The following is a 19,459-nucleotide window of genomic DNA, read 5'->3' as shown; positions in this document are numbered from 1 at the left end:
ATTAATAGTTTAAATTTGCCAAATAATTTTAATTTATGGCAATTCTATCTTCTCTTGGCTTAATACTCATCACTTGTCTTGTTATTTGGCGTGCTTGTGATGGTTTTGAAATGGCTTCTAACTATTTAGGAAGGCATATGAAGGATGGTATTAAAGGTGCAACAATCAATGCCATTGGAAGTAGTCTACCAGAATTGTTCACCACTATATTTTTTCTATTTGTATTGAAAGATAAAGATGGATTTTCTGGAGGTATTGGAACCACTGCAGGAAGTGCCGTTTTTAATGCCATGATTATACCTGCAGTTGTAATTATGGTTGTGAAGGCAAAAGGTATTACATCAAAAATTAATATCTCACAAAAAGTAATTTTACGTGATGGTATTGCTTTGATCCTTGCCGAATTAGCGTTAATTTTTGTCATCACAGGTACTACTCTTAATTGGATTCATGGATTAGTTTTAATGCTTCTGTACATAGTTTATGTGAGTTATATGCTCTTAAGCCAAGGTGCAGGAGATGTTGAGAATGAGTATGAAGATGAAGCCGATGGTGGTAATAGAACTGTAGCACTGTTTAAAGGTGATCTAGCCACAGCTATACTTGGTGATTCTAAAATTAATACAACTAAAGCTGTTTTATTATTAATCGTTTCTGTTTTTTTTATAGGAATAGCATGCTTCTGGTTGGTTGAGGCTTGTGAGCAATTTGGGACTGCAATTGGAATGCCTATCTATTTTGTGTCAGTAGTATTAGCCTCTGCAGCAACTAGCGTACCAGACACTATAATTTCTTATAAAGATGCTATGAAAGGGAATTATGACGATGCCGTTGCCAATGCCTTAGGAAGTAATATTTTTGATGTTTGCTTTGCTTTAGGTTTTCCTCTTTTTCTATTCACACTTATTTACGGTCCGATAGAAATGAGTCCTGAAACCATAGAAAATGTAGGGCAGTTAAGGGTGTTATTACTTTTGTTAACTATCGTTGTGTTTTTGGTTTTCGTCTTCGCTAAAAAAGGGGTGGAACGCTCTCACGCCAAACTATTGATCACACTATATTTTATATTTGTAGCATATTCTATAGGAAAAGGAATCAACTATGACCTACCAGTTATTAGAGAAATTTCAGCATTCCTATCGGCTATATCACATTGGCTGACCTCATTGTTTTAACTGCTAGTTACAATTCGTCTTCACTCAATACAATGAGAAAGTCATTTTCATTGAGTTCAATCTCCATATTTTTATCTGGATTTAAAGTAATTCCAAAGTTGTCGTCAAGAGATTTACACTGATGTCCTTTCCTAATACCTAAACACACTTCATCTCGTTGCTGGGCACAAAATATAGCATCTACAAATTTGATATTCTGCGGAAAGGTATCAAAATACAAACTCGCAGGTTTCACATAAATCTCACTACCATCTTCTGAAAAGATATCATCATAAAATGCCTTCATCAAAGACTCCTCACTAAGCTGTGCTAAAATCATAGTAATCAACTTATTACTAATAATAAAGTCATCTACATTTGTTTGTGTTATGATTTCTTGATTTTCTGAATTTAATACTTGAGTTATAATTTGCAAGCCATCCTCTTCACTTACTACTTTTCTCAATAATAGCAAAATAATTAGTGTGTCAGAATCAATTTTATCAGCAGACTGTTCTTCCACACTTTGTGATAAAATAACAATGGTATCATAGCTTCCTGGATTTATATTCTCCAGATTTTCAAGATCCAAAGGATTAGAATCATGAAGCGAAATATTAAAATCTGAAAATTCTGAAGCGATGTCATCTATAGCTTCTTTTAATTCTTCAGTAGGCGCATTGAACATGATATCAAAATCTGAACCCTCTAACAAATAATCGGTAGCCTCTTCAATAAACACTTCCGCTACCTTGTGCCAACCTAAAATGAGAATACGTTTCTTGACTTGATCTAAGCGCTTATCGATAATTCTTTTCTCTTTATCAGGAAAGTAATACTGTTTGTTTTCATAAGCTATTGTAGAATCATCTTCTGCCAAAATAACGACACTGTCACCATCTTTTACAATGGTATCTTTTGCTGGTCTTAAGACTAAACCATCGTCTTCAGAATAAATTCCGAGAGGAATCCCATCTTTTAAATAATAGCTTAAATCGCTAAACAGTACATTATTCCAATTGTCTTCATAAAAATATACTTCACAACCATCAAAGGATAGAATTTCCTTATAGACAGTATCCAAACCACTAGTTAAAGATGTCTGAATGAGTAGTTTACCCATAATATTCCAACTATCAATCGCAATGATATTATCATCTTCAAAAAAGCTTATGATATCTCTTTTTTCTTTAGTAAATATTTCGGCAATAATTGGTAATTCATTGGTTCCATTTTGACATGCTGTTATAGCCAATATCGATTTCACTGATTGCACATCACTAGCAACTTTTTTATCGTTGGTAGCGCTTTCAGAACAATTCGCTAAAATAATAATAGACCTTGCTTGCTCTAAATTGATACGTTTCAACTCATTAATATTAGCGTAATCACCTTGCGTTGTAATCACTTCTGTTGTCATCATATCTGGAAGACGCTTAGTGATTAAATTATCCATGATCTCTTTATCTTCGCGAGATAAAATAACCACCGACGCTTTAGATTCACTCTCATTAGCCAAAATAAGTTCTCTAATTACATCTACCACACGTTCATTCCAACCTAAAATTATAGTATGGTTGCTTTCTATAACCTTTCCTCTACCCTTTCTGAAATCATACAGCATTGTATCTAAAGCAGTGGTAATAAAACCAATTAGCATGGAGAGCAAAATAACACCTGTTAATCCTGAAAGTACTGTTAATACTTTTAGATATGTTGGTGCCTCATTATCTTGATTCATATTACCTGGATCGGTCATCTCAAGGAAGGTTACCCATATATCTCTAAAAACATTGCCTGTATAATTTAAGCTTGGAAATATATTGATAAGTAATAGACGTAGCCCAACTAGGACAATAAATACGATAATGAAAATTATGAGCAAGCTTTTAAATATAGACGAACCGCCTTTACTTAAAAAACGTTCTGCTCTATAGTTCAAACGTTCTCTAAACGAATTTTTCATAAATAATGGTTAGTTAGTTTAATAGAAGATTAGTTGAGTTGCTCGACAAATTCTGCCATAATACCTTTAATGTGAGCTGATGACATTTCCATGATAGTTCCCATGTCTAGAATCATTTTTCGTTCAGACTCATCAAAATGACCATCAGAATAAGCCACATCAAGTGCACACTTAATTAAAAGTTCTTTTCCATGTTGATTTAAAGCTGGACCAACGTGTTTTAAATAGGTAGATATGTCACTACTATCTGCCTGAACTTCTTTGATATAATCATCTAATTGAAATGACGACATATCATTATGACCATACTTATTAATAATAGCTAAAACAGCTACTTTTTCATTGTTATCGATTACGCCATCTGCCAGCATGATTTTTACCATGACATGTCTAATAGCCTGTTCATACATAGCCATAAATGCTTCTTTATCTGTAGATTTAGAAGTGTCTAGAACACGAGTAATGAACGTTCCTTTACAGTGATTACATTCTACATATTCTCCTTTATTACCTAAAGGAATTAACGGAATAAAATATAATGTAAAAAATTGAGTGACTTTTCTGTGTCTGTAGCCTCTATCAGCTTCACATTGTGGACAATTAAAACTTCCAGTAGCTTTAGTAGAACGAACTCCGCGTGTTCCAAATATGATCATAAGTTAGATTTTTTTAGGTAAAAGTTAGATGTTAAATATAATAATCTTAATTATAATATCTAAACTTCTAAACTTACAAACTTAAAATCCTTACCATTAAATAATCCTTTATCACTTAGTTTTAATGAGGGAATAACTAATAATGCCATAAACGACAATGTCATATATGGTGCATTTAGAGAGCTCCCTAAGTCTTTCGCCATACGATCTAAAACTGCATAATCTTTTCCAATTGTTTGGCCGTCTTTATCACTCATAATTCCGGCTACAGGAAGTGGCACAATATGCTCTTCAGAATTGGAAACCGCGCAAATACCTCCTTTATGTGCTATGATAAGATTAACGGCCTTGCATATCATATCATCTGAGACACCAACAGCAATAATGTTATGTGAATCATGACCTACCGAAGATGCTATAGCGCCTTCTTTTAATCCGAAATTTTTAATAAATGCTAAAGCGGGTTTATCATTGTTGTAACGATTAACAACAGTCATTTTCAAAATATCTTGGTCTATATTAGACACTAGGTTACCGTTTTCGGTTTTTGTAGATGCTATCAATTCATTGGTAACCAATTGTCCTTCTTGCGCTTCAATAACTCGTATTTGTTTTGCTTCTGAAGGCACTCTAAAATCTGAAGACTCCTTTGGTAGAGTATTGAAGTTATTAAGAACTTCAAAAGGCACCGACTCTAAATTTGACACCCCATTTTCACTTACTAGTTGTCCATCAATATAGGTTTGCAGGACTTTAAACTCTTTTAAATCTTCAACAATAATACAGTCGGCTTGATCACCAACTTCTAATAAACCAACATCAAGACCATAATGCACAACTGGATTGACACAAGCCACTTGCAATACCTTAAACACATCTATACCATTGGCAACAGCTCTAGCGCAAAGTTTATTAATATGATCGACGATAAGATCGTCTGGATGTTTATCATCACTACAAAACATCATTCGTTCATAATCATCTGGCAACAGGTCTATCAAAGCATCAAAATTTTTGGCTGCACTACCCTCTCTAATCAAGACCTTCATACCTTTTTGAAGTTTCTCTAACCCTTCTTCATAAGTAAAACATTCATGATCGGTAGAGATGCCAGCATTGATGTATTTGGTAATATCATCACCAACCACACCAGGCGCATGGCCATCTATTGGCTTTTTATAATGTTTAGCCCAAGCTAATTTTTTAAGTACTTCTTCATCATCATAAATGACACCAGGATAATTCATCATTTCGGCTAGATACTTAATATCCGGATTAGCCATAAGTTGTTTAATTCCATCAGAATCTATAACAGCACCTGCTGATTCAAAAGAAGTAGCAGGAACACAAGAAGGTGCTCCAAAATTAAATTTGAATGGTGTCTTCTTGCCATTGTCAATCATAAAATTCACACCTTCAATACCAAGAACATTAGCAATTTCATGTGGATCAGAAACTGTAGCGACTGTGCCGTGATTTACGGCCAAACGCGCAAACTCACTAGGTACCAACATCGAGCTTTCAATATGAATGTGTGCATCAACAAAGCCTGGGAGAATGTACTGTTCATTTTGGTGTTCTTTTTCCATTATGGAGGTAATTTTCCCTTGAGAAATAAACACTTCTCCTTTAAAAATTCTATTGTTTTTTATATCGACTATCTGCCCTTGTAACTTTTTCATTTGAATCTTTTAATCTAAATCCATAGTAATTTTTAAAATACGCCTTGTTTGGTCTGTCACTTTGAAGCGATTGTCGGCACGCATTCCTACAACCCAAACAATAGCATTGTCAGAGCATAGCAACCAAGTATTTTCTTTATCTACCAAAGACAACTTTTCATCTTTAAAGTACTTACTAAGTTTCTTCTTGCCTGTCATTCCTAAAGGGTAGAACGTATCTCCTTCTTGCCAGTGACGCAATACTAAAGGGAACTTCAACATATCCTTATCAACAAAAATAGACATATCTATAGTTTTGGTTGCGGCATCTACATCATTAAATAATAGCATTCCCATAGGTGTTTGCAAACTCAAATCATCATCATGGATTAAAAAGGACTGCTCATTTTCAGAAGGCAATTCTGTTAAAATAAGATGCATTCTGTCTTTTATGAGTCGGTGCGTTTTAGAGTGCACTTGTTTCCCAGATTGGGCATCTAATAAGTGAACGATGTCACTCCATTCTGTAAACCCGTAATCTTTGAACATCTCATACATATAGGCTTTAGTATTATTCACCTTTTTAAATTCTGAAATTTTAAAGGTTATCTGTTGTTCATTAATAGTGTCAATAGCTCTTTTTGCAACCGCATTAAGACTTTCATCTACAATATCGGCAGTATCATTTAAGTTCTCTAAGGTTTGTTTGAAATTGGTTAGTAATTCTGGATTCACTTCTTTTAAAACTGGAATTACATGATGACGCAACTTATTTCGAAGGTACTTATCTGACGCATTGCTACTATCTTCTCGCCACTCATAATTATTGGCTTTAGCATATTTTTCTAAGTCTTCTCTAGAAAACGGAAGCAATGGTCTTACAATGGTATCATTTATTTCAGGAATTCCTGTTAACCCGCTTAAGCCTGTGCCTCTTGTGAGGTTGATTATAAACGTCTCGAGGTTATCATCAGCATGGTGTGCTGTGAGTATATAATCAAATTTGAGATCTTCAGCTAGATTATAGAACCAATCATAACGCAGTTCTCGAGCTGCCATTTGAGTAGACAATTTTTGCTGCTTAGCATAGGCTTCTGTATTAAAATGTTGTATAAACACTTCTAAGTTTAGTTGCTCAGCCAAGTTAACTACAAAAGTTTCATCTGCATCACTTTCGATACCACGTAAATTAAAATTACAGTGCGCTAATGCAACATTTAGCTTAAGCTGATGACATAGATGAGTTAGCACTACGCTATCTAATCCTCCAGAAATCGCAATTAAGAGTTTAGTTTCATTAAGAAACGGAAGGTTTTTATTAATATGACTATTAAAACTATGTAACATCCACCCAAAGGTATATTTTTAACAACTAACACAAAACTTTAGTTCTCCAAAACTTCGCGCATGGCTTTTGCCTTAACCAAACACTCCTCATATTCTTTTAAAGGATCGCTCTTGGCAGTTATTGCACCTCCTACAGAATAAGACACATAGTTATTGGTTGCATTATATAAAATACTACGTATCACGACATTAAAATCGAAATCATCATCAGGAGAAAAGTAACCCACAGCTCCAGAGTATAGTCCGCGTTTGGTCTCTTCCAAATCTTCTATAATTTTCATAGCTGAAATTTTCGGAGCACCAGTCATACTTCCCATTGGGAATGTAGTCTTGATAACATCTACAGGATGTGTACTACCATTAACATTTGAGGTTACCGTAGAAATCATTTGATGCACTTGATCAAATGTATATACTTTGCACAATTCCTCAACAACAACACTCCCTTTTGTTGCTGTTTTTGATAGATCGTTCCGTACCAAATCTACAATCATCACATTTTCGCTACGTTCCTTTATATCTTCGGAAAGTTCCTGTTTCAGACGTTTGTCTTCACTTTTATCTATTGAGCGTTTAGCTGTACCTTTGATAGGTTGTGATGTTATTTTTGAACCCTCTTTCTTGATGTAGCGTTCAGGCGAAGCCGACAATAAATATTTATCGTACACTTTTAAAAATGTGGCAAAAGGAGGTTTCGAAATCGCGTTGAGCTTATGATAGGTTTCTATGGGATTAATAATAGTGTCTTCAGCATAAAACTCTTGACAAAAATTAGCTTCATAAATATCACCTCTATGAATATGAGCTAACACGGTATTAATCTTTTTAAAGTAATCGTCTTTATGTATTCTTAGTTTTATCTTAACATGATGATCTTCTGAGGTTTTAGCATTCTCATTAACATGCGTCTCAGCTTCGATGTTCTTAAAATCTTGATCTAGTTCGTTTGCAACAACATTGAGATAGTGGGTTTCTAGCGTATTTCCTTTTAGAAAAAAGAGTTTTTTGGGTTGAAAAAACAACAACTCAGGGAACTGTAAACCATCAAAATTTCGTGACGTTAATTGCTCCACATCATTCTTTAAATCATATGAGAAATATCCAAAAATCCAATCGTTAACAGAAGACTGATACTCTTTAAACTGATTAAATGCATCATAATGATCGGTTTGGAAAACGGTTAGTGCTTCTACTGCTAAAACCGCATCATAACTAGTGTATGTTTGATGATAATCATTACTATCCAACCAAACGACTTCATCAAATTGCTGACTCCAATTTAAGAGTTGTACTTTAAATAATTCTGGATTTAAAATATGTTGTTTAGTGTGCGTTCTCAACTGAAAAATTTTGTGTAACAAATAACCGAATTAAAGCTGTGATTAACAAGTCTGTTTTTTCGAAGTAAAAAATTTACCTTTGCCACATGGAACAGCAAATTTCTTTTACCGATTTAAACTTGAACACACCATTGTATAATGCTTTGGATGACTTAGGTTTTGAAACCCCAACACCAATACAAGCACAAGCATTTAATGTGGTTGCTTCTGGTAAAGATGTGGTTGGTATTGCACAAACTGGAACTGGTAAGACATTTGCTTATATGCTGCCTATTCTACGTCACCTCAAATACTCTACTCAAGATCATCCACGAGTTTTAATTTTGGTTCCAACTCGAGAATTGGTAGTTCAAGTCGTTGATGAAATTGAAAAGTTAGCAGCTTATATCAATGTACGAGTGTTAGGTGTGTTTGGAGGCACCAATATCAATACACAAAAACAAGCTGTTGCTCAAGGTCAAGATATCATAGTAGCGACACCTGGACGCTTATTTGATTTAGCCGTAAGTCGTGTGTTACAATTAAAATCTATACAAAAATTAGTGATTGATGAAGTAGATGTGATGTTAGACTTAGGTTTTAGACACCAGCTTCTCAATATCTTTGATGTCTTACCAGAACGTCGACAAAACATTATGTTTTCTGCAACAATGACTGAAGATGTTGATGAGTTAATTAGTGATTTTTTCATAAAACCACAACGTGTTACAGTAGCAGTTTCGGGAACACCACTTCATAATATAGAACAGCAACGTTATAATGTGACTAATTTTTACACTAAAGTAAACTTACTAGATCATTTATTACATGATTCTGATATCTATGATAAAGTATTAATTTTTGTTGCATACAAGAAACTAGCTGATATGCTTTTTGATCAACTGGAAGAACATTTTCCAAATCAAACCTGTGTCATTCATTCTAATAAAACACAAAATTATAGATTGAGAAGTATAGAACAATTTCGATCGGGAGAACATCGTATTTTAATAGCTACTGATGTCATGGCTCGTGGGTTGGATATTGAAAACATTAGTCATGTCATTAATTTTGATACGCCTAAATACCCTGAAAACTACATGCATCGTATTGGTAGAACTGGACGTGCAGAGCAGCAAGGTCACGCTCTAACTTTTTCTACTGAAAAAGAACAAGAAGCCATACAGACTATTGAAAGTTACATGGACAAAACAATTACGCTTCTTGATTTTCCTGAAACTGTAGAAGTTTCTAAACAACTCATTGAAGAAGAGCGCCCGCAAATTAGAGAACGTAATAATCCAACAAAACGAAAAAAAGATGAAGATGCACCAGGACCAGCTTTTCATGAGAAAAAAGATAAAAACAAAAAAGAAAATCTAGGTGGCTCGTATAAGTTTAAAATTGCTGCAAAATACAAGAAACCTAAAACTAGAGGCGACAAAAATTACAACAAGAGAAATAAGCGTAAATAATATAGCTTTCAGTAACACTCAATTCCGTACAATGAAAATACAGTTTCTTACCTTACTTTTTTTAATATCAACATTTACGCTACACGCAACAACTCAGCCTGTTTGGGGAAAAACAGGTCATCGTGTAGTTGGTGCTATTGCTGATGATTATTTAAAAGGCCGAACCAAACGAAAATTAAAAAAATTACTCAATCACAAATCGTTAGCTTTAATCTCGACGTTTGCAGATGAGATAAAAACTGATGAACGCTATAAAAAATTTTATACATGGCATTTTTTGAATATGCCTTTGGATGGCACATATGAAACATCTAAAAAAAACCCAGAAGGTGATCTCGTAACAGGAATTGCATATTGTAAAAAAATAATTACTGATAAAACCTCTTCGGATGATGATAAAGCATTTTATTTAAAAATGCTTATTCATCTTGTTGGCGACTTACACCAACCTATGCATTTAGGACTACTAGAAGATCGTGGTGGGAATGATTTCAATGTGCAATGGCAATACAAGGATTCTAATTTACATCGCGTTTGGGATACCCAAATGATTGAATCGTATGGTATGAGTTTTTCTGAACTTGCTGATAATGCAGATCATCTTTCAAAAGCTGAAATAAAGCGTATTAGAAAGGGAACAGTATTAGATTGGATAGCAGAAACGCATCAATTAACTAAAGAGGTCTATACTTCGGTAAAGAAAGGGGATAATCTGCGTAATTCCTATTCTTACAAATATTTAAATGTTGCAAGACAACAAATGCAAAAGGCAGGTATACGCTTAGCTGAACTATTAAATACTATTCTTTAGGTACACTTATAATAGAAAACAATAAGGTTATGTGGCAAAAAATCCCTTTTCAAATTAATGAAAAGGGACCATGGAAAGCCCGGTAGATTAGATCATGTAATTGACATAATTAATCTATAACCCTAGATATCTAGTCTACAACCTTAATGTGGCTCTCCACTATATCTTTAACAGGGACTATAAGCTTTCCTTCTGAGTTCTTCAACACTACTGAGATATTTTCAATAGCATCAATTTCATATATTTTATTTTGAAACTCTATTTTTTTTCCAACTTCAAAAGTTTTTCTAGTATAAAATGTTTTTAATAAGCTACCAACTACTTCTTTGGCTCCAAAACCAAAAGCCAAGGCAAAAGCAGTTAAAAACGCTCCAAGTATTAATGTTAAGTTACTTGTAATAATATCTGTATTAATACCAGCTTGATTTAATGCTGTAATTGAGATAAATATGAGCAATAAAAAAAACACTAACTGACTTAGCATCTTACCACCAGATAAGTCCATAGACTCGAACAATGATTTCAGTCCGTTTTTGACAAAATTAGCAAAGAGTAATCCTATCATGAAAATTACAAGAGCAACTAGTAACTGAGGCAAATAACTTAAAAATTCGCCGATTTTTTCTGATAACATGTTAAGACCTAAAACATCAGAAATCACAACTATTATCATGATATATATGATGAACTTAACAAATTTGGTAACAACTTTTATTGTATTAAAATTAAGTTGCTTCCCTTCTACTATTTCAATCTCATTGATTTTTTCGTCTAGTTTGTGAACTTGAGCAAGTTTTAGAGCTTTTTTGATGATTTTTGTGACGATTTTTGTAACCAGCCAACCTATAACAAGAATAATAATCGCTATGACTACGTTCATTGCCCCATTAATTACATCTGGCCACATACTAGATAGTGAACTCAATGCAGTGTCTTTAAATTCTGATAACTTATCCATGATTAATTATTATTTATTTAATAGCTTATTTATATTATTTTTTATCTCTTCTACTCATAACCGTTTCTATAACATCTCCAAAATTATAAGAGAAAAGCTCTGCTAACTCCATAATCAATTTGGCAATGGCGATGTCATTCATAACCTTTGCTTTCAATTCCTCAGGAACCGATTTCAATGGCTTATCTATGTCTTTAAAAGGATTTTCCATCACTTAAAATTGTTAGCGTAAACGGTTAATAATTTATCTTTAGCACGCTTGATTCTCATCTTTACAGCGCTCTCCCCAACACCTAAAACCATCTCGATTTCCTTTATAGAAAGGTTATCTTGATATTTTAGTAAAAGTATCATCTTCTCATCAGGTGATACAAGTTCCAATGCTTTCTTGAGTTTATCAACTCTCATATCGCTAAAATCGGTCTCATCTGTTTCTTCAGATATGTTTTCTATATCGGCATAGTCAACAGATTGCTTTTCAAACTTTTTAGCAGTACTTCTCGTCACATAATTCACACAATGATTATATGTGAAAGCATATAACCAGGTTGAAAATTTAGACTTCCCCTTAAAACTGGCTAACTTTACAAAGAGCTTTAAAAATACATCTTGTGTTAAATCCTTAGCTTCATCTTCATCTCTTGCAAAACCGTAACATTTATTGTATACCAGAGTAGCAAAACGATCATACAGGACTTCGAAAAGTAATGTATCATTATTCTTTACTATAGCACTAACCAGCTCTTCGTCTGATAAATTTAAAATGTCACTAGAGGGTTGCAAAAATGTATTAGATTGGTTTAAGTGGTTTTTATTAAGACACCTGCCTTAGTATTAAGTCACATCTTTTTGAACTTGTATGTTAAATTTATGAAATTTAACAGTTGCAAACATTAAATATTTAAGATAAAAAAAGCGAACTCAATTGAGTTCGCTAAAGATGTCTATTTATCTCTTTATTTTTTTAAATCATCTAGCCTATCTTTATGATAAGAATTACCACTTATCATATAGGCTTTTTCCAAATAATCTATTGCGCTTACAGTATCACTTTTACTTATATAATAATCAGCCATGGCATCATAAGCATTGGCACTTTCGGGATAGTACTTAATAGCCATACTAAAAAACAAAAAGGCCTTTTCTGGTTGCCCCATTTGTAAATTCATGTAACCATAACCATTAAATAGTTCTTCAATCATTGGAGGCACTTTATACCTAAAGTTTTGGTTATAAACAATTTCTTGCTTATGAAGCAAAGCTTTAAGTTCACTTATAGTAGTTTTTGGATTATTATAAGTTTGAGGAGATTTAAATTGATACCATTTAAACAATGTTACAAGTCCGTCTCTCATAGCTGGTAATGGAATTGTTCCATGTAGATCTTCAGGATAGACTTTCCAATGAAAATTCAATTCATTTTGTGTTTCTGAGGTCACCAATTGTGAAAATTCAATTATTGATCGTGAAAACAGGCTAAATTCGGATGTATCCTCCATTAAATTCTCAATGGTCACTGAAGCATCTTGCATATGTAATTGTTCTGCTGCCAAAGCAACAAACAGGCCTTTGCCTTCTAAATTTTTAGTTTTCAATGTTTCTTTAGCTTCTTTCAAAAGTTTTTGATTATCCCAATCCAAACTTGGATCAATAGCAATATAATTGGTAAACAAGTGCGAATGGTTTAGTAACACGTTAATTGTAAATAAACCTGCATATGAATGTCCTATTAAAGTGCGATAAGTCGTTGTTGGATAGTTTTTATCGATATGAGTTATCAATTCATTCTCTAGAAATGACGTAAACATTTCAGCGTCTCCTGTCTCAGAATGCATAGCACTGCCACGGCGCATTTCAACTTTTGAAGTCGTTAAATCTCGTGTTCTATTTGATCTATTTGAAATACCTACCAAAATCATATGAGGCATGTAATGTCCCCAATAATTATCATAAACGACTTCCAAATTAGATTTTAACGAAAACCCATCCAATAAGTAAATCACAGGATATGTCATCTTGTTTTTTGGATTGTAATTATCTGGTAATTTCACCCAAAAATGGCGATAAGCACCTAATGTTTCAGAATAAATACTATCGGTAATCTCTCGATCTATTGGCTGAGATTCATTTTGATTTGTTTGCGCAAATAATGACAGACTAGAAACAATAAATAGGACTAAAATAATGTGTTGAAATGTTCGCTTCATGATATAAAATGTAATATTAGAAAATTATACTATAAGTTACCTCCATAAGATACAACAGCAGAACACATAACTTCTACGGCTTCGCCATTTTGGGTAGCAGGTTTCATAAGAGGTAGTTGTTTTATCACTCTAATAACTTCAGCTTGAATGACCACATTAGCTTTTCTCACCTTAAGTTTTGACGTTTTTCCGTCTCTACCAATTTTAAAAAACACCTCAACGTTTTGTGGTTCTGTAATTCCTAGATTTTTTGAAATATCAGAATTAAATTGAGTACCAACAAATGTATTAATACTCTCAATAAAACACGCTTTTAATTCTTGTTTAGAAAGACCTTCACAACCAGGGTAAATAGGACCATTTTCTACATCATCAAATTGAATGACATCTGTTATATCACTTTTGTAATTAACAAAACTATCATCAGCGAAAAGACTGGCAAGACTCAATATGGCTTGTTTTTCTTCTTCAGTTACATTGCCTTGAATCATAATTTGTTCATGAACAGCATTAATTCTATGTATCAGTTCACTATCAGAAGATTTAGTGCTATCCTTACAGGACAATAAGATGAATGTTATTAAAAATAGTAAACATCTAATATTTACTATCTTAAACTTTGGTAAATACGTCATACTGCTTTTGAATAACTATTCTGAAATATCTTCCGATTTCAATTTGAGTCTTAAAGCTATAATCCCAATTCTAGTAATGATAAACGTGAATAGTCCAAATGTCGCAGTTAATAATGATATTTTAAGTCCGGCCGCAAACATAGAAGGTTCAGCATTTCCCATTGCCTCTAAAGTATCAAACGCAGAGATCAACCCAATAATTGATGCAAAAAAGCCCATGACTAAGCCTAACAACCCAAAATCAATAGCTAGTTTTAATGATTTATGAGCTATAGATAATGATGTGTTTGCTTTTAAAAATCCTCTTATTACAAAGGCTAATGATGTTAGTAAACATATTAGAATGAGCGTCATAAACAATGGTCCACCATCTACATAAATATTTGCGCCTATTGGCATAAAACAAAAGTTTTTAATTGTGAGTGTTAGTGTATTCATAATGTATAAATTTAGTTATAGTTTTTTAAATAATAATGGTTTGTTATCGCCTCTTGTAAACCTTACGAGTCCGGTATCTGGATAAAAGTCAAGTACAACTCCTAAAGAGTCAAAGGTGAATTGATGTTGTTTGGTAGGAGTTAATTCTTTTAGATTGCTTTGTTCTGGTGCTCCAAGTAATATATTGCCTTTAGCTTTAAAAATAAGTTTGTATGGTACATCATCACATGCATATTCGCCTACATATAATTTAACCTGTTCTTCGGTAAGGTCAATATGCGTAAAGTTTGGAAGTGTAATTGGTTGTCCGTGACTAGACCCAAAAGCTGCGAGCATGATTCGCATTTTGCTAAAATCCAGACCATTACTCACTAGTGCAATAGTCGTTTTTGTTACAGGCACATGCACTAACATAGATTGAAATCCGTCAATACCACCTTCACTTGCATATAGATCGACCCCATTCATATTAGCATAAAAAAGTCCATGACAAACCTCTTTATTGTTGCTTTTTTTCATGGCTTCCAAACTTGATTTAGATATGAGATCACCATTAAAAAGTGCATCCATAAATTTTGTCAAATCACCAGATGTAGACACTATAGCTCCTGCACCTCCTGGATTAGACATATTGGTCTCAGGTTGAATCATCCAATCTTTATTCTCAATTTCGTATGAATTACTTTCATTAGCTTTAATATATATTTCACCACCATAATAGGTATGTTCCAAACCTATTTTCTTTACAATTCTTCTATCCAGACATTGCGAATACATATCTTTATCTAAACCTTCAATGATATAACCTAGTAACAGATAATTGGTATTACTATATGCTGTCTTTTCTCCTGGCTCAAAATCTAAAGTGTATTTTTTAATTCTCGATAACATTTGTCTTTTAGTAGAGGGGTTTAACATCCATTTACCAAAATCAGGATCATTAGTAATATTATACAATCCGCTACTATGATTTAACAGATTTGAGATTTTGATCTTTTCTGAACCAGGTACTTTTGGGTAAAACATTGAGAGCGGTGTTTCCAAAGTGATTTTTCCTTCATCTATAAGTTGAAAAACCATCACAGCCGTAAAAGCCTTAGTAATTGAGCCTATTCTAAATTTTGTGTTTGCACTATTTTTTGTTTTGGTTGCTACTTCAGAAAAACCAACAGCCTTATTATAAATTTCTTGATTATTTTTTGAGATAGTCATTGTAGCCATAAGTTTATTATTCTCCTCAAGAATATTTAAAAACTCATCTAATTGACTAAAGTTTGACTCTTGTGCTAAGCAACAATTGGAGAGTATTAAAATGATTAGAGTTAGCTTTTTGATTACTGATATCATCATCTGTTGTTTTTTGATTACTTACCAAAACTAAACACAAGATTCTAGCAAAATTATATTTTGCGACCAACTACCATTTTAAAACCCGATATGACGTTAATGTCAAAACCCTTGCTAAATTGGTCGTTCATCTCTAATTAGTGCTTATGCCTATAAAATTGTAGTATTATTGTATTGAGAATATTACATATGTTTACAAAACGGTTCATTCTAAAAAAAATCAGACAAGTCCTTTTACATCTTCTCTTTTGGGTTGGTGTTCTATTTTTCTACACCTATTTTTTTGGAGTTAACAATTCCACGTTTGATGACACATTACAGTTTTCGCTTTTTCTAATGCCAATAACAATAGCAACAACTTATGTTGCTACCTATAAATTAATTCCAGAATATCTCATTACAAAACAATATTGGCGTTTTACACTATACAGTTTATATACAATTATCATTTCTGTTTATTTATTAATGGTATCCATTTTTTTTAGTTTGATCTATCTATCAAATTTTGAATATGACGACATGAATCCTGCAACTAAAAATATCATCTTCATTTGCACAGCAGTATATTTGGTTGTTATTGTTGTTAGTGCATTTAAACTACTAAAACTTAATTTAGATCAAGCGTCTAGAACAAAGCAGCTAGAAACTAAAATATTAGACACCCAACTTAAATTAAAAGAGCAAGAACTTAACTATTTGAAGATGCAGATTCATCCACATTTTCTATTTAACACTTTAAATACCATGTACGGCTTTGCATTAAAAAAAGCAGAGCAAACACCAGATATGATATTAAAATTATCAAATCTATTAGACTATCTTTTGTACCAAGCCGAGAAACCTTTTGTTTTACTTACTGAAGAAATTGCGCATATTAAAGACTATATAGAATTGGAAAAAATGCGATTTCATAATACGCTAAACGTAGACATAAAAGTATCGGCAACTTCAGACGCTATAACAATCGCACCAATGTTACTAATACCTTTTATTGAAAACAGTTTTAAACACGGAAGTATTGTTAATGGTACTTTAAATATTGATATTCAATTAACCGCAAGTCTAGAGCATATCCATTTCAGTATAAAAAATTCAAATTCTGAAAACAACACCTCAAAGCCAGGTATTGGATTAGAAAACATTAAAAAGCGTTTAGAGCTTTTATACCCTGACAAGCATGAGCTTTCTATACAAAATGAGCAACATACTTTTGATGTCGAATTACAATTAAAAACCACGAGTAATGCCTAAAACACATCCCATTAATTGTTTAATTGTAGACGATGAAGCTATTGCAAGAGAGATTATTGAAACACATCTTTCTAACATTGAAAACATACATGTACTAGCCAGTTGTAGTAGTGCCATTGAGGCTTTTAACTATATAAGCAATCACACTATTGATCTTGTTTTTTTAGACATTAATATGCCTGAAATTTCTGGTATATCATTCGCAAAATCAATTAATACTGATATAAAAGTCATTTTCACGACAGCCTATAGAGACTATGCCGTAGAAGGGTTCGAGCTTAAAGCTGTTGATTACTTATTAAAGCCTATTTCATTTGAGCGCCTACAAAAAGCAATTCATAATTATTTTGAAATCTACGGAAAGACGGAAGAAAAAACCGCTCCAGCCATTGAGGAATCTAACTTTATGTTTGTGCGTTCTGAGCGCAAAATGATAAAAATAGATTATGAGGCTATTATATTTATTGAAAGTTATAGTGACTACCTAAAAATTCATTTAGATGATAAAATTATAGTCACAAGAGAAACCATAAGTGCCATTGAAGCTAAGCTACCAAAACTACAATTTCTAAGAATACACAGATCGTACATTATTTCGATAAATTCGATACAATCGTTTACAAACGAACACATTACAATTAGCAATCAATCTCTACCGATTAGCAGAAGTTATAAGAAAGATGTCTTAACGCATTTAGAAAAATTTTAGAAGTTATTCAATAAAAACGTATATTAGACGTTGCCTTATAAATCACTTTTTTTAAAAGTCCGCTAAATGAAAGAATACCTACACAAGACTATTCCTAATTTGAAGCCATTTGATTATGCACGTCATCACGATGATTTGTTTATCAATCAGCAGTGGGTTCTAGTTAACGGTATTTCCAAAAAGAAATCTATATATACGTTCAGAAAAGACAATATTCTTGAAATATCCAGAAAACGGTCTGTTATAGAAACCTCGTGGACTATTGATATTCAGAATGTCTTCTCTATTGAAACCGAAGACGGATTAATTACAGTTAAAGCCTATTTTAAGGATGATGATATCTTAGTACTTAATCACCAAAACAAGAAGGAATTTGCGTTGTTTATTAATACCACGAATTACGATGAAAATTTAAATTCAATTGAAGACGTACAAGCCTTTTTAAAAGAAAAATATAGGCAGAAAGTGGCCAATTTAATTTACGGTCATGAGTTTTATTACATTGAAAAATCTGAAGAATTTGGTCCCTTTACGGTTGAAGAGCTTGAAGAAAAGGCAAAAAAGGAAGAAATAAGTATGTATTGCTTCGTGAGAGATATTAACGAAAATGATTATAGTAAGCGCTTACGAATTTACGATCTCATAAAAGAGCTTTAAGACTCTTTATTTCTTCTTCAAATGGCTTTCTATGTCTCTTAAATGTAAACTCAGTGCCTGTGTAGATATTTGAATTTCTTTAACCAGCAGCGCCAAAGATAAAATCAATAGAATCAAAGCAATACCAAACACGTAGATAGCAAAAACGTGATAGTCAATGTATATCAAGAACATTGTCAATACACAGAGTAGTAAACTTGTGATTCCTAATATTTGCATCCATCTCGTTAGGCTTAGTCTTAATTTTAAGTTCTTAATTTGTTCAATTAGCGACTCATCCATTTTCTCCAAATATTTGTCGTGCAAATTTCTAATCACTGCAGCATAAGCCAAAAATCGGTTTGTATATGCCAGCATAATCAATGAAATTGCCGAAAACAGTAATGCTGGTGTGGTAAGTGTTAATTCTTCCATATGGTTTGTATAGATTATTTAGGAGGCAAAGTCATTACGTAATTGTAGCTTTCATTGAAATAGTCAACTAGTAACTGTATTTCAGTGTATAAAGCCTCAGGAACTTTTACATAATCACGCATCACAGCACCATACGATCTGTATTCTGTAGCATTATATTTCTCTTTAAATGCCTTTTGCGATGCTTTTGATAAACGAATACCTATTTCTGCATCTTTATTTAACAAAGTAAACATGTAGCCATTAGCAGAGGTGTAAATCATCTTCTTACCTTTTCGTTCAAAATCTGGACATTGTTCGACAATGCTATCGTAAAATTTCAATTGTTCTTCCCACATGATTGCTTATTTTGAATCTTAAATATAATAAAACCAAATATATAAGTTGGTCTTTTAGTTCCAACTATCATTCATTTCATTCCAACCATACATAAGCTCTTGTATATGAGCGAAAC

The 19,459-nt window shown here is 32.9% G+C and carries 20 protein-coding genes; 6 read left to right on the top strand and 14 right to left on the bottom strand.

The genetic code is table 11. The features are described 5' to 3' along the window. Positions 1–35: 35 nt before the first annotated feature. The gene (locus Q0783_RS17285; protein ID WP_298897237.1) at positions 36–1,175 is read left to right on the top strand and encodes a sodium:calcium antiporter; all 1,140 of its coding nucleotides are present in this window, start codon (positions 36–38) and stop codon (positions 1,173–1,175) included. Between the two features lie 7 nt (positions 1,176–1,182). On the opposite strand, the gene Q0783_RS17280 is transcribed toward Q0783_RS17285, so the two are convergent. Genes Q0783_RS17280 through pabB form a run of 5 tightly spaced genes read right to left on the bottom strand, consistent with a single transcriptional unit; the run spans position 1,183 to position 8,124 of the window. After that, positions 1,183–3,120: a hypothetical protein gene (locus Q0783_RS17280; protein WP_298897236.1), complete on the bottom strand. Its 1,938-nt coding sequence runs from the start codon at positions 3,118–3,120 to the stop codon at positions 1,183–1,185. Positions 3,121–3,149: 29 nt separating this feature from the next. Beyond that, positions 3,150–3,776 carry a TerB family tellurite resistance protein gene (locus Q0783_RS17275; RefSeq protein WP_298756979.1) on the bottom strand — a complete coding sequence of 209 codons (627 nt, stop codon included), beginning with the start codon at positions 3,774–3,776 and terminating at the stop codon, positions 3,150–3,152. A gap of 59 nt (positions 3,777–3,835) precedes the next feature. After that, the gene (ade, locus tag Q0783_RS17270; protein WP_298897234.1) at positions 3,836–5,458 is read right to left on the bottom strand and encodes an adenine deaminase; all 1,623 of its coding nucleotides are present in this window, start codon (positions 5,456–5,458) and stop codon (positions 3,836–3,838) included. Positions 5,459–5,467: 9 nt separating this feature from the next. After that, a complete protein-coding gene (gene tilS, locus Q0783_RS17265; protein ID WP_298897232.1) occupies positions 5,468–6,784 on the bottom strand; it encodes a tRNA lysidine(34) synthetase TilS in 1,317 nt (438 codons plus the stop codon). Between the two features lie 38 nt (positions 6,785–6,822). After that, positions 6,823–8,124, bottom strand: a complete 1,302-nt coding sequence (gene pabB / locus Q0783_RS17260) for an aminodeoxychorismate synthase component I (protein ID WP_298897229.1) — start codon at positions 8,122–8,124, stop codon at positions 6,823–6,825. An 86-nt stretch (positions 8,125–8,210) separates the two neighbouring features. Here pabB and Q0783_RS17255 point away from each other — a divergent pair, with 86 nt between their 5' ends. Together Q0783_RS17255 and Q0783_RS17250 are read left to right on the top strand one after the other, a co-directional pair. Next, positions 8,211–9,578: a DEAD/DEAH box helicase gene (locus Q0783_RS17255; protein ID WP_298897227.1), complete on the top strand. Its 1,368-nt coding sequence runs from the start codon at positions 8,211–8,213 to the stop codon at positions 9,576–9,578. A gap of 31 nt (positions 9,579–9,609) precedes the next feature. After that, the gene (locus tag Q0783_RS17250) at positions 9,610–10,389 is read left to right on the top strand and encodes a S1/P1 nuclease (RefSeq protein ID WP_298897224.1); all 780 of its coding nucleotides are present in this window, start codon (positions 9,610–9,612) and stop codon (positions 10,387–10,389) included. 130 nt (positions 10,390–10,519) lie between these two features. Here Q0783_RS17250 and Q0783_RS17245 read toward each other — a convergent pair whose 3' ends face one another. From Q0783_RS17245 to Q0783_RS17215, 7 genes are all read right to left on the bottom strand, one after another. After that, positions 10,520–11,347 (bottom strand): hypothetical protein, encoded by an 828-nt coding sequence (locus tag Q0783_RS17245; RefSeq protein WP_298897222.1) that lies wholly within the window; start codon positions 11,345–11,347, stop codon positions 10,520–10,522. Between the two features lie 34 nt (positions 11,348–11,381). After that, positions 11,382–11,558: a hypothetical protein gene (locus tag Q0783_RS17240; RefSeq protein ID WP_230935516.1), complete on the bottom strand. Its 177-nt coding sequence runs from the start codon at positions 11,556–11,558 to the stop codon at positions 11,382–11,384. After that, positions 11,558–12,130, bottom strand: a complete 573-nt coding sequence (locus Q0783_RS17235; RefSeq protein ID WP_298897220.1) for a sigma-70 family RNA polymerase sigma factor — start codon at positions 12,128–12,130, stop codon at positions 11,558–11,560. The genes Q0783_RS17240 and Q0783_RS17235 overlap by 1 nt, the downstream gene beginning before the upstream one ends. Before the next feature lie 173 nt (positions 12,131–12,303). Further along, positions 12,304–13,554: an alpha/beta hydrolase-fold protein gene (locus Q0783_RS17230; RefSeq protein WP_298897218.1), complete on the bottom strand. Its 1,251-nt coding sequence runs from the start codon at positions 13,552–13,554 to the stop codon at positions 12,304–12,306. Positions 13,555–13,583: 29 nt separating this feature from the next. Further along, the gene (locus Q0783_RS17225; protein ID WP_298897217.1) at positions 13,584–14,189 is read right to left on the bottom strand and encodes a hypothetical protein; all 606 of its coding nucleotides are present in this window, start codon (positions 14,187–14,189) and stop codon (positions 13,584–13,586) included. 15 nt (positions 14,190–14,204) lie between these two features. Next, entirely contained in the window at positions 14,205–14,627 is a 423-nt protein-coding gene (locus tag Q0783_RS17220; protein WP_298897216.1) for a MotA/TolQ/ExbB proton channel family protein, read from the bottom strand. 15 nt (positions 14,628–14,642) lie between these two features. After that, positions 14,643–15,977: a serine hydrolase domain-containing protein gene (locus tag Q0783_RS17215; protein WP_298897214.1), complete on the bottom strand. Its 1,335-nt coding sequence runs from the start codon at positions 15,975–15,977 to the stop codon at positions 14,643–14,645. Between the two features lie 333 nt (positions 15,978–16,310). Here Q0783_RS17215 and Q0783_RS17210 point away from each other — a divergent pair, with 333 nt between their 5' ends. The 3 genes from Q0783_RS17210 to Q0783_RS17200 all read left to right on the top strand — a co-directional run bounded on the left by Q0783_RS17210 (position 16,311) and on the right by Q0783_RS17200 (position 18,591). Then, entirely contained in the window at positions 16,311–17,225 is a 915-nt protein-coding gene (locus Q0783_RS17210; RefSeq protein ID WP_298897211.1) for a histidine kinase, read from the top strand. After that, positions 17,218–17,934, top strand: coding sequence for a LytTR family DNA-binding domain-containing protein (locus tag Q0783_RS17205; protein WP_298897209.1), 717 nt, complete (start codon positions 17,218–17,220; stop codon positions 17,932–17,934). The genes Q0783_RS17210 and Q0783_RS17205 overlap by 8 nt, the downstream gene beginning before the upstream one ends. A gap of 66 nt (positions 17,935–18,000) precedes the next feature. Next, positions 18,001–18,591, top strand: a complete 591-nt coding sequence (locus Q0783_RS17200) for a hypothetical protein (protein WP_298897207.1) — start codon at positions 18,001–18,003, stop codon at positions 18,589–18,591. A 6-nt stretch (positions 18,592–18,597) separates the two neighbouring features. Here Q0783_RS17200 and Q0783_RS17195 read toward each other — a convergent pair whose 3' ends face one another. Beyond that, positions 18,598–19,005, bottom strand: a complete 408-nt coding sequence (locus Q0783_RS17195; RefSeq protein WP_298897205.1) for a DUF2721 domain-containing protein — start codon at positions 19,003–19,005, stop codon at positions 18,598–18,600. 14 nt (positions 19,006–19,019) lie between these two features. Further along, positions 19,020–19,343 carry a hypothetical protein gene (locus Q0783_RS17190; protein ID WP_298897203.1) on the bottom strand — a complete coding sequence of 108 codons (324 nt, stop codon included), beginning with the start codon at positions 19,341–19,343 and terminating at the stop codon, positions 19,020–19,022. Positions 19,344–19,459: the final 116 nt, after the last annotated feature.

This window comes from uncultured Psychroserpens sp. (genome assembly GCF_947500255.1).
Taxonomy (GTDB): Bacteria; Bacteroidota; Bacteroidia; order Flavobacteriales; family Flavobacteriaceae; genus Psychroserpens.
This window is presented reverse-complemented; position numbering and strand designations above follow the sequence as displayed.